This window comes from Acinetobacter sp. WCHAc010034, from assembly GCF_001696615.3.
GTDB lineage: Bacteria > Pseudomonadota > Gammaproteobacteria > Pseudomonadales > Moraxellaceae > Acinetobacter.
Genome location: NZ_CP032279.1, coordinates 558,081 through 568,502, shown reverse-complemented (window position 1 = coordinate 568,502; position 10,422 = coordinate 558,081). Strand labels below are relative to the sequence as shown.

18 protein-coding genes are annotated in these 10,422 nt (G+C 46.1%); 6 read left to right on the top strand and 12 right to left on the bottom strand.

Going from position 1 to position 10,422, the window contains the following annotated elements; translation table 11 throughout:
• Positions 1-29: 29 nt before the first annotated feature.
• From BEN74_RS04170 to BEN74_RS04120, 12 genes are all read right to left on the bottom strand, one after another.
• On the bottom strand, positions 30-317 hold the full coding sequence (locus BEN74_RS04170; protein WP_068913066.1) for a hypothetical protein: 288 nt from the start codon (positions 315-317) through the stop codon (positions 30-32).
• Complete coding sequence (locus tag BEN74_RS04165) at positions 317-562, bottom strand: hypothetical protein (protein WP_068913064.1); 246 nt, start codon at positions 560-562, stop codon at positions 317-319. Before BEN74_RS04165 ends, BEN74_RS04170 begins: the two co-directional genes overlap by 1 nt.
• Positions 555-875 carry a hypothetical protein gene (locus tag BEN74_RS04160; RefSeq protein WP_213072368.1) on the bottom strand — a complete coding sequence of 107 codons (321 nt, stop codon included), beginning with the start codon at positions 873-875 and terminating at the stop codon, positions 555-557. Before BEN74_RS04160 ends, BEN74_RS04165 begins: the two co-directional genes overlap by 8 nt.
• On the bottom strand, positions 872-1,015 hold the full coding sequence (locus BEN74_RS19275) for a hypothetical protein (RefSeq protein WP_162898133.1): 144 nt from the start codon (positions 1,013-1,015) through the stop codon (positions 872-874). Before BEN74_RS19275 ends, BEN74_RS04160 begins: the two co-directional genes overlap by 4 nt.
• Positions 1,012-1,902: a hypothetical protein gene (locus tag BEN74_RS04155; RefSeq protein WP_119285028.1), complete on the bottom strand. Its 891-nt coding sequence runs from the start codon at positions 1,900-1,902 to the stop codon at positions 1,012-1,014. Before BEN74_RS04155 ends, BEN74_RS19275 begins: the two co-directional genes overlap by 4 nt.
• Positions 1,899-3,026 carry an ATP-binding protein gene (locus BEN74_RS04150; RefSeq protein ID WP_068912662.1) on the bottom strand — a complete coding sequence of 376 codons (1,128 nt, stop codon included), beginning with the start codon at positions 3,024-3,026 and terminating at the stop codon, positions 1,899-1,901. Before BEN74_RS04150 ends, BEN74_RS04155 begins: the two co-directional genes overlap by 4 nt.
• Before the next feature lie 11 nt (positions 3,027-3,037).
• On the bottom strand, positions 3,038-3,622 hold the full coding sequence (locus tag BEN74_RS04145; protein ID WP_068912659.1) for a hypothetical protein: 585 nt from the start codon (positions 3,620-3,622) through the stop codon (positions 3,038-3,040).
• Positions 3,622-4,050 (bottom strand): hypothetical protein, encoded by a 429-nt coding sequence (locus tag BEN74_RS04140; RefSeq protein ID WP_068912656.1) that lies wholly within the window; start codon positions 4,048-4,050, stop codon positions 3,622-3,624. Before BEN74_RS04140 ends, BEN74_RS04145 begins: the two co-directional genes overlap by 1 nt.
• A 355-nt stretch (positions 4,051-4,405) precedes the next feature.
• The gene (locus BEN74_RS04135) at positions 4,406-4,744 is read right to left on the bottom strand and encodes a hypothetical protein (protein ID WP_068912653.1); all 339 of its coding nucleotides are present in this window, start codon (positions 4,742-4,744) and stop codon (positions 4,406-4,408) included.
• Positions 4,745-4,836: 92 nt separating this feature from the next.
• Positions 4,837-5,757, bottom strand: coding sequence for a hypothetical protein (locus tag BEN74_RS04130; protein WP_068912651.1), 921 nt, complete (start codon positions 5,755-5,757; stop codon positions 4,837-4,839).
• Entirely contained in the window at positions 5,754-6,314 is a 561-nt protein-coding gene (locus BEN74_RS04125) for a DUF6932 family protein (protein ID WP_068912648.1), read from the bottom strand. Before BEN74_RS04125 ends, BEN74_RS04130 begins: the two co-directional genes overlap by 4 nt.
• 123 nt (positions 6,315-6,437) lie before the next feature.
• The gene (locus tag BEN74_RS04120) at positions 6,438-7,157 is read right to left on the bottom strand and encodes a LexA family protein (protein WP_068912646.1); all 720 of its coding nucleotides are present in this window, start codon (positions 7,155-7,157) and stop codon (positions 6,438-6,440) included.
• Between the two features lie 98 nt (positions 7,158-7,255).
• Here BEN74_RS04120 and BEN74_RS04115 point away from each other — a divergent pair, with 98 nt between their 5' ends.
• From BEN74_RS04115 to dnaB, 6 genes are read left to right on the top strand one after another with little or no spacing between them, the layout of a single operon-like run.
• Positions 7,256-7,471: a hypothetical protein gene (locus BEN74_RS04115; protein ID WP_068912643.1), complete on the top strand. Its 216-nt coding sequence runs from the start codon at positions 7,256-7,258 to the stop codon at positions 7,469-7,471.
• An 8-nt stretch (positions 7,472-7,479) separates the two neighbouring features.
• Complete coding sequence (locus BEN74_RS04110; RefSeq protein ID WP_068912639.1) at positions 7,480-7,755, top strand: hypothetical protein; 276 nt, start codon at positions 7,480-7,482, stop codon at positions 7,753-7,755.
• 49 nt (positions 7,756-7,804) lie between these two features.
• Positions 7,805-8,104 carry a hypothetical protein gene (locus BEN74_RS04105; RefSeq protein ID WP_086374416.1) on the top strand — a complete coding sequence of 100 codons (300 nt, stop codon included), beginning with the start codon at positions 7,805-7,807 and terminating at the stop codon, positions 8,102-8,104.
• Positions 8,082-8,237, top strand: a complete 156-nt coding sequence (locus BEN74_RS19270) for a hypothetical protein (protein WP_162898132.1) — start codon at positions 8,082-8,084, stop codon at positions 8,235-8,237. Before BEN74_RS04105 ends, BEN74_RS19270 begins: the two co-directional genes overlap by 23 nt.
• Positions 8,234-9,046 (top strand): helix-turn-helix domain-containing protein, encoded by an 813-nt coding sequence (locus BEN74_RS04100; protein ID WP_119285026.1) that lies wholly within the window; start codon positions 8,234-8,236, stop codon positions 9,044-9,046. Before BEN74_RS19270 ends, BEN74_RS04100 begins: the two co-directional genes overlap by 4 nt.
• Positions 9,039-10,415: a replicative DNA helicase gene (gene dnaB, locus BEN74_RS04095; protein ID WP_119285024.1), complete on the top strand. Its 1,377-nt coding sequence runs from the start codon at positions 9,039-9,041 to the stop codon at positions 10,413-10,415. The genes BEN74_RS04100 and dnaB overlap by 8 nt, the downstream gene beginning before the upstream one ends.
• Positions 10,416-10,422: the final 7 nt, after the last annotated feature.

Sequence of the window (10,422 nt, the reverse complement as noted above, 5' to 3'; positions counted from 1 at the left end):
AAGGGCGTAAAGCCCTTTTTTCTTGGTCATTAGTTCTTTCTCGCCCGGCCGCGCTTAACCACCGGTTTTAGCGTTAATATGATATTTGCTTGTTCTGGGTCGTACAGGCACTTACCGCTTGTGCCTCTATTTATCTCAGAGCATCGATCACGCACAGCATCTACACTGATGCCATATTGTTTAGCCAATTCGGCAGCGGAAATCAATTTCGGGCTAATATCCTCAATTGAAATGATTCTTGCGCCGCCGAGTGATGATCCCACAAAAACCTCAGGAGCATCACCGACTACGGTAATCTGATATGTTCCAATTGCCATCAAGGAACCTCCCTCAAACTTTGCAGCAACGGATCTTCAAGTTCAACTTTCAGTTTTTTTAACTGTTCAAGGCTATAGCTGTATTCACTAGATTTGGTTTTAATTTCAATGGAAACGCCAGATTCATCAAGTGAGAAGATGCCTAGATCATCACTATATTCATCAGAGGTCTTTTGAAGCTCTGCAAGTAAAACATCAACTTGGTCAAGACCGAGATTTAACGGATTTTCAATTTTCTCAATCATGGTCTTGCTCCTGTGCTTCAACCAAAGCTTTTTCTAGAATTGGCTTATGTTCAAATAAATCGGCAAAGCTATTACTACCCATCTGCCAAGGATCGATATCTTCATTCATCCAAAATAAAGCCACTTTCAGCGATTCAATTGGCACCAAAACAAAACCTTCCTGCGTTGCCTGAGCAATGGCTGCCCGCCATCCCTGCCAGCGGTCATCATGAATGTGGCTAACTGGGGCGCCATTTGCCCAAGTAACATGCTCGCCGTATTTCGATTCATGCCAAGCCTCAAAAGCCTTTCTCTCCAATTCAATATCCATCATCCTCTCCAGACAGCTTCTTTTAATTTCGCATTCATTACGAGCTCTTCAATTTCACCGACACTGACGTTATTGAAGATGTGGTCCATTTTTGCCCCGAACACTATCAGTGTCCGGGTGATGGTTGAATATTTGAATTTCATGAAGCCTCCTCACCAGCCTGACTCTCCAGCTCGGCGCGGCGCCGTTTTACGGCTGCCATCAATTTTGGCTGAATGTCCGGGTGCCGGCCGGCAGTCTCAATTTCCAGACAGTCCAGTTCGGTCAGATCGGCTGCATTTTGAATTTGGACCAGAAGTGACGGCGGCTGTTTTATCTCGGCTGCTTCCGGCGGATTCAGCTCATTCAGGCGCTTGTGAATTGCCTCAACCAGTGGCTTGCGCTGCTCTTCGGTCCATGACTTTGTATAGCCGGTGAGGGCCGTTGCTTCCGCAGGTGTTTTGGCAGTAGCTGCGCGTTCGAGAAGATCATCCAGGACTGCTTTCTGCTTGATATCTTCGATTTGCTGTTCAGCTTCTGCTGGCGCCGTATTTTCTTGGCCGGCAGGCACAGCCTGAGGCTTTTCTGCCTCTGCCGGATCTTCCCAGGGCAATGAATCATCAGCCTTAGCCAGCCCGGCTGCTTCAGTGTCATTTCCTGCCGGCACTGCGCCGCCGCCGACCGCAATCAATGCGGCAGCATGCCTCACTGCGTTTTGCTCATACAGATGAACCAGACCGCGCTGCATAAAGGCTAAATCAGCGTCAGAGTTTTTCCATTTGAAGGACTTGCTCAGCTTCTCGGTGAGAACCGATGGAACAAAGCATTGGGTGCCTTTGGCCGGGGCCTCTTTGATGGCCTCCGGCAAAGACATTTTTCCGATTGTCATATAGATAACGGCAATGCGGAACTCATACGCCGTATCAATAAACACAGTAGCAGGGAAGTCACGGATGTCATCAAAATCAAGATTTGATTCAGCGTGGCGGCATTCGATTTTCTGGCCAGCAGCCATTGCTGCAAAGGCTTCATTGCCGGTTAAAATTTTCATGCTGTTGCTCCCGCTTTCGCTAATTGTTCAAGATCGTGTTTTACTGCCTGGATTTGACTGGAATCGATTTGCATCAGTGAATCAATGCCTAAATGCTCGCATGCCGCCTTAGCATCTAAACCGCACTGATCCATAAATGCCTGCAGGTCATCGCGCTGGGCGTCATTGATGCCATTAAACTCAGGCGGGCTGATCCATGTGTCGCGCTCTTTATCAAAGGTGCAGCTCACAGCCTTAGCGCGCGCCAGCATGGCTTGGCGCATGTTCTGGTAATACATATGCTCTTTGTCCAGCTTCAGGGTTTCAGTCAGCTGATTCAGATCGCCGGCATGCATGGCCTCTTCGCAGCTTTGCTTCCAGTTTTCAAGGTCTTCAAGCGCCTTGGCAGATGCAAGCTGAGCAGGAGTCAATGTGTTGATGTGGGCCTTGGCATCTGAAATCAGATCCGCCAGAAAGGTTGGATTGGTTTTTAAGTCCGGCACCCAGACCTCGCCTGTTTCACCGCCCAGAGCGCCTGAGTTTTTGGCATGGTGCACAGGGGATGGCTTGAAGTTGATGACGCGGGCATTCTTGCCTTCGCCGGTGGTGACGGTTGTCATATATCCCATCATGTCGGCGATGCGGTACAGCTCATTCCTGTTTTTGCCGCCCAGCTCGGGCCGGTAAATGACCTGGTCGCCGTTCTGATCTTCAGAAGCGTGGGCAATAAAAACTACATCTTTGCCGAAGCTCAGCAGGGTATTGATGTACTGCTTGAATTTCATGTTGGCCAAGCCTTGAGCTTTGAGTTTTAAGGCTCCGTCCTGCTGGCGGTTATTCGCTGTCTTGAGCAAATGGGTTTTAATGGATTCGAGCATTGCGCCAACGGTATCGATGACTACCGTATTGAAAGGCGCCAGATCCTGCTCTTTAATATTTTCAATGTCAGCCCATTGCTGAACAGGCACAACAGCCCCGCGGCGGAGTTCACCGGTGCGGTGCGCGCCGCGGTCAAAGTCAAAAGAAATAGCCTTGTCAGCGGTAAACCCCAGTGAGGTTTTGCCTAAGCCTGGATCTGCGTAAATATAGGTGATGATTGCGCTGACATTTAACGCCTGGTCAGCTGGAATAATTGCAAGAGCCATGTCATTTCCCCTTACTTGAACGTAGTGCCGAAGGCATCAGTATTGTGGCGCTTGATCTTGTACTGCTCGCATTCATGGCGCGAGTGCCAGCGGTTCATGCTGTGTTTTTTCTTTGCCCGGTCAATAGCCCGCTGCGGATTCAAAGCGGCTTTAACTGCAGTCTGGAAGGCCAGCGCATTCACGACTTCTGCCGGCGCGCGCTGCTGCATGTAATTCTTAATCTCCAGTACGCATTGCCAAAAGAAGCTTGGCGCGGCCCGGTCAAACACATTGCGGTCAAAGCCTTTGGTGAACTCTGCAGAAACGCCAATAATGTATTCAGTACCGTTTACATCAACGACATAGCCGTTATGGGCCTTGCAGACGAAGCGGGCGCTGTATTTCTTCAGCCCAAGCACTTCATTCACATTGCGGCGGATCCAAGACTTGGCTGCCAGTGTGGATTCATCCACGCGGCTTAGTTCGCCGGCGGCGTTCAGCGTGTAAATCACATTGTCTTTCACGCAGTAAACAGTGTTTCCCATGCGGATGCGGTGGAAACCGGCGTTATCCAGGCCGAGGTCTTCACGGAATGGTTTTGTAAAATTGGTTTTCATTACACAGCCTCCAGCATGCGGTTTTTAAGCATGTGCTCGACCAGCATGGCATTGATATTGCGGTGGTCAGTAAAGTCAGTGAAATCCCGGACCGGATAGCCAGCGTCATCGAGGACCTTGTCTACATTCAGGCGGGTGATTTCCGCAGTTGTGAATTCGCTGCCGGGTACGCCGTAGCTGTCTTCAAATTTTTCAAACTCAAAGCTGACGTCGAGAGTGAAGCCGTCCAGGCGGATCACCGCGGTGCCGGTGCTGGCAGAACTCAGGGCCATGGCCGCAACAGCTGTGTAAGCGGGAACTGTCTTGTTTTCGGCTGGCGCAGTGCCGCCAATATCCGGGTTGTAGGCGAAGGCTAAAGCGCCGATTGTTACAACAGCTGCACCAAGTGTTAGCTTGAGGCTATTGATTGGAGTGAGAGTTTTATTCATACTTATCTCGCAGTTTTGCAAAGCCCTGATCCCGTTCAAAGTGTCAGGGCTTTTTTGTGGGTACGGGATAAATATGAACTATTGGTTCAATTAAGTCAAGAACTAAAAGTTCACTTATTTTTATTATTTGAATTATTGGTTCTGTTATATGCTTTAATAGGCAAAAGAAAACCCATCACAGGGATGGGTTGTGTGTTGAATCTTAGATATCTAAAAAGAAAAGCTTGTCGTAGCGGTCTGCGTATCATTTTTTCTTATTGTAAAATGCTACCAGCAAGACTGCGATTATGATCAAAATTACAATAATGACATATCTTTCCATGGCTTCACCTGTAAGCAATATGCTGTTTTAATTTTAGCATTTAATCGCAGATTTATTTTTATAGTAATCCAAAACAGACTTCAAATCAGCCAGCAAGTTAGCTTCGGTATATTCGCCTGGCGATAACACCAATAGCGCCGGCATATATTTTGTTTTGTATTCTGCAGGGTAATCTCTGCAGAGAATCTGAGCCTTTTCGCCCTGCGGCGTTTCTGGGCTGTCCAGCTTATCCAGATAAGCGCCAATAACAGCATCCGATTTTTCAAATTGCGCGACAATGGCGGCGTCAGGTTTTGCATCTTCAGCCTGCTGCTTTTGACAGCCAGTGAAGAACAGAGTGAGGGGTAGGGCCATAAGTGTTATTTTTTTCATAGTTGGATCTTGTTGTTATTGGAATATGAATTATAAGTGGAAATGAAGAAAAGAAAACCCACCGCTGGGGTGGGTGCTTGGAGTTTGAAATATTAAGTTAACTTGATGCTTTCTAAATCATGAATCGTGAAGCGTGGTTGACTATCACCTACTTGGGTTACAGTAAAATCTATTAAGATGGACTTGTGGAGCCATTCTCGGTTTACTATGTCAGGATCACTAATATTTAAATCAAATTTTCCACGAATTACTCGATCTTCATCATATGACTTAAATTCAAAGGTTCTTGAGTTAGGTAATACTCCCTGAAACTCCCCTTTGTGTGGCTGAACTGTTTCATGAATATTGTTGCTATCAAGCCGGCATACAGATCTTGCCAATTGGTCTTGATCATAGAATCGGAAAAATTTATCATTAAATTCAAAACCACAGAGTGAGTTTTGTTCTTGAAGAAACTTTAAAAAATTGAAAACAGTTTTTGCGGCTCGGGGGTGAACCTCACTAATTACTTCCATTAACTCTTCATCAGATCCAGTGGCAGAAATTAGGAATAACTTCGAAATTTCTTCTAATGCGGTATCTACTATTGGTTGCTCTGCATACAAATCATGAGTATCAGGTTTGGGTAAGTCAAACTCAAAGCCAAAAGAGCCTGTTGCCATGCCTGTAATCATTAACTGATTGTTGAGTTTATTTGGAATTTTACCTTTATAGTTTAATTCTCCAGACATTGCTGCGGATATAGCTGCTACAGCATCAGAAAAAAGCATAGTTGCTTGTGATGCAAATATAGCTGAAATGGATTCGCTGCCTGTAACATAAGGCCCTCTAAAGGTAAGCTTAGCTTTTTTTGATATGTGATTTGGGTTTATTGTTCCCAGCTTGTTTCTAGCCTTATTTAATCTTTTTTCAATACTAAATCTGTCAAAAATATTTTCAGCTGGCGTATCCTTCAGTAAACTTTCAAGCAATGAAACTTCAGAAGTTAAATTTTCGAATTCGTTGTAATTCATTGCATTTCCTCCTGAATTTCGATTTTGTTAAGTTCAATAATTGCTTGCTTATCTTCCGTTGGAGATAAAGGGACTTGTACAAATCCTTTCCACATATTATCACTTTTTCTATGTGACCACATACTGTACCAGTAGCTCAAGGTTTGGACTGTTGATGCTGTAAATGTTGTACCTAATTGCATCCCATAAGCATCTACATTAAACCGAGGCTTTGTGTATTCCGAATTCAGAAGGTTTGTAATTGATTCTATTAGTTCAGCAGTTAGGTCTACTCCTTGAGGTGTGTAAAAGAAAGTGACAACATCAATGTCCCCTGGATCTCTAGACTCAATTGTCTCAATATCTTGACAAAAACTACCATCAACCCATTGAAAACCATCAATAACACCTAATGCGTAGAAATTTTGCCTAAACTCTAAAAAGCCTTTTAAAATTTGAATTCTTTTTGGTGTTGTGGCGAATCTTAAGATTACACTTGAGATATCGACTACATATGGTGAACGATCCGCGCTATGGCCCGGAACACCCGGTCGTATTGGCGGGATCAAACCTGCCATATTAAATTCTGGTATCACATTCCACCCTCTAAAATTTCACTCCCGATATCTTCTAAAGGACTGCGTCGGGTTCGCAGTTTTGCTCTATACAAGCCCAAGCATGGATATGCTTGGGTTTTGTTTTTAATACTTAAATTCTCTATGGTGTTGCACCACAACTCCAATAATTGAAATTTCAATTTGCATGGAGTTGTAAGTGGGGTAGTCAGGATTTAATGGCACCAGCTCAATAATATCCACCCCATGCTCATTAACCCCAACAACGCGATATTTTTTAAATGTAGTTAAGGCTGTACCATGTTGAGTCTCTTGCGCCACAACCAGCGACCCCGGAACTGGGGATTTGGCCGCATCCACCACAATCTCATCACCAGGTAAAAAATCTGGAGCCATGCTCATGCCATCAATAGTCAGTGAGAATACAGCCTTGGGATTTACGCCCTCGTAAGTTGTATAAGCTCTTCCTTTTGGATTTAGCCCATCGTAAGCAACCTCCTTCCACATACCTGCTTGAACAAAATCAAGCACAGGGATTTCTCTCAAAACTTTTCCAGTTGGTCTTACATTCCCAAAAACCTCACTTGAATTCCCTGAATTTGCGGCATTACTTGCCCCATTCAACAACCATTCAGCGGATACACCTAAGAAATCAGCGAGTAATGGGATTTTTGATGTCTCAGGAATTGCTTCGCCCTTAAGCCATTTGCCTGCACCTTTGTCAGAAACACCAAACTCACGACTTAAAACTCGCGCACGCCCTCGAAGCGGATAATTCTTATCATCCATTGCCTTATTTATGCGTTTTGCAAATTCCTCTTTTATTTTTTCTGTTGTGCTATTCATTGAAATACCTTGTGAACCATCAGTTCAATAATAATTTGTATTGAAAGAACTATCAGTTCTTGTTAAAGTTGAACCATAAGTTCATATTGGAGTTAAAAATGAACCTGAAGTCATGCATTGATGATGCTGGCGGAGTGAATACTGTTGCTGCATGGATCGGTAAAACACCGCGAGCTATGTACAAATGGATCGAAAAGGATTCACTTCCCCGCACTGAATACACTGGACAAACCAACTATTCAGAGATCATTGAAAAAAATACAAAAGGGAAGGTTTCTAAGAAAACCCTTTTAAAAGTAGGTCTACCAAAGTAGGACAATTTATGAGTCTTGATAAAAATTCTACGCATGTGCGTCTATCTCCTGAGAATCATCAGAGAGCAAAGGTTTTAGCTAATTTCAAAGGTAAACCTGTTGCTCAATATCTCGCTTGGCTGCTCGAAAAAGAGATCGCTGGCGAGTGGCATATTCTCAATATAGAGGCAAAAAACATGGAGCGTTTGGGATTAACAGGGTTAATCAGGGAGTTAAGCACAGAAGTGGAAATCTCAGAGGGATCGGAAGGGATTCACAGGGATTTAGGCAAAGAAAAAGCCTGACGGTCTAGGTCAGGCTTTTATTAATTCAAAACTTTTGAGGGGATCGAATATGAGATCAAATTTACCACAGCACCCATGCGCGGACAAGTGTACGGATTTTAAAGAAGAGCAGTGTAGGAACTGCCTGGTGCCGGATGCTGACTTCATGGTTGGCGATGCCGTTGTTTTTGTGCATGACGACATGCCGGGCCACCTGATGACAGTTTCTGCCGTAGACCGCCTCAGCGTGTTTATGGATGAAGACGATAAGTTTGCACTGAAGCATTTGATACGGCCAGCCAGCGCATCGGAACGCGAAGCAAAGAAGCGGATTATGGAGGCAGGGAATGACCATGCTGCAGGAAATTGAGCTGAACCGTCTCATTGAGCGCTTCCGCTCCGCCGTGACGGCCCATGCGCTATGCAAGACCGTCAAAACCGCTCAGGCAGTCGCTGATGCACGCCTGCAGCTGTCTTCTTTTGTTATGCAGGGGGCAAAATGAGTGTTGATGCAACACGCTGGGCGTGGACTGCGCCAGTCAGTAATTCTCCGCAGCGCTTAATACTTCTTTCGCTGGCGGATCGCGCCGGCGAGGATCATACCTGCTATCCAAGCAATAAACGCCTGGCTGAAGACACACTGCTGAACCTAAAAACAGTTCAAAAAGCAGTGAATGAACTTATCGAAATAGGCTTGATTTTTGATACAGGCGAGCGCAAAGGAAATACAAAACAAGTTCGGGTTTTACAGCTGGTAGGAGTTGATTCCCGAGAACATAACGCACCCAAAAACGGTGCAGTTAAACAAACCCAAAAACGGAACGATACCGAATTTGGTAACGATACCAAAAACGGTGTTGTTATTAATGGGGTAACGAACCCAAATTTGGAGGGTAACGAACCCAAAAACGGTATCGGTAACGAACCCAAATTTGGGTTAGGGAATCTACCATTGAATCTATCAATAAATCTTTTGTGTGAACACGAATGGATTCCAGATCAAAAATCATTGGAAACGAAAATCAAAATCGCAGGTCATGAAAAAAATCTTGAACTGATTTTTGGATTGCCGAATTTCGAATTTGAACTGAGCTCATTCAATTCCCATTTCGATGGACGAGTTTTATCTGATTCTCAAAAGCTCCACAAGTTCACAGCGTGGATTATCGACAAGTTTGAGAAACATCAAAAACGCCATCCTGAATACAGCGAAAGTATTCCTGGGCAATCGGCTCCGGCACAGCAGAACGCGCCGCAAGGTTTCAGCCTCCCTGAAAAACCAAAAGGATTCTTAGGAGGCCGCAATGCTTAACACCAAAATCCACAGTGTGCAGATTGAGCAGGCGGTGCTGGCTGCGCTGATGACCGTTTCCGAGTCTTACACTCACGTTGAAAACCTGCTGACGGAAGATGACTTCCACGCTACGCGCCACAAGCTGATCTTCAAGGCCGTGGCTGATCTGGACGCTAAAAACTCACCGTATGACGCCGTACTGGTGAACGAGTGGCTTGCATCCCACGGCATGATCGAACAGGCAGGCGGTGAGCAGTATCTCATCCAGGTGATGCAGGAAGCGCCTTCCAGTTTTTACAACCTGGTTTCCTACGCTGAAAAACTCAAAGACCTGACCACCTGCCGGAAGGTCGAAGAGGAAGCGCACAAAATTATCCAGAAGGCTCAAAACCTGACTGTCAGCCGCGGCGAGCTGGTGCAGGAAGCGCAGGGCCTGTTCGCTGAAATCAACACCGAGCAGGCGAGTGAATCGCTGTTCCACATTCACGAAGCTGCAGCGAATACTTTCCTTGAAATGCATGAAAAGATGACAGCCGCCGCCGCCGGCAAAACGATGATCAAGGGCATACAGACAGGCATTCATGATCTGGACCAGAAGCTGGGCGATATTGAGCCGGGCTGCCTGACGGTTATCGCGGCGCGCCCGGCCATGGGAAAAACCACAATGATGCAGGTGATTGCCAGCAATGTGGCGATATTCCAGCAGAAGCCGGTTTTGATCATGTCCGGTGAAATGCCGAAGGAACAGATCGCCATGCGGATGTGCTGCGCGGCCGGCCCCGCAGACATCAGCAAAGTCCGCAATGCGCCGCATATGCTGCCGCAGGAAGAATTCACGGCCTATACGCGCGCCGTAACCATGTTTGCGAATGTGCCGCTGCAGATCAACGACACTTCGCGCCCGTCAATCGCCAATATCCGCGAATCAATCCGCAAGGTGAAGCATCAGTACGGCTCAATAGGCGCAGTCTTCATTGACTACCTGCAGATCATGAAAACCACAAAGCAGTTTGCGCGCGAAGACTTGAAGATTGCCTATTTCACCGGCGAGCTTAAGGCGATGGCCAAAGAGTTTGACTGCGTGATTGTGCTGCTGTCGCAGCTGAACCGTGAATTGGAAAAGCGGCCAAACAAACGCCCTATGATGTCAGACCTCCGCGAATCAGGCGCCATTGAACAGGATGCGGATCAGATCATCTTCCTGTACCGCGATGAGATTTATCACAAGGACTCCAAATACAGAGGGATTGCGGAAGCGATTTTAGGCAAGAACCGCCATGGGGAACCGGGTACGGCATACATGCATGCCCAGCTGAAGTATTGCCAGTTTTCAAATCTGGACAGCCAGGCGATTGAGCAGATTCACGGCTTGGGAGGTGGGGTGTGAATAACGA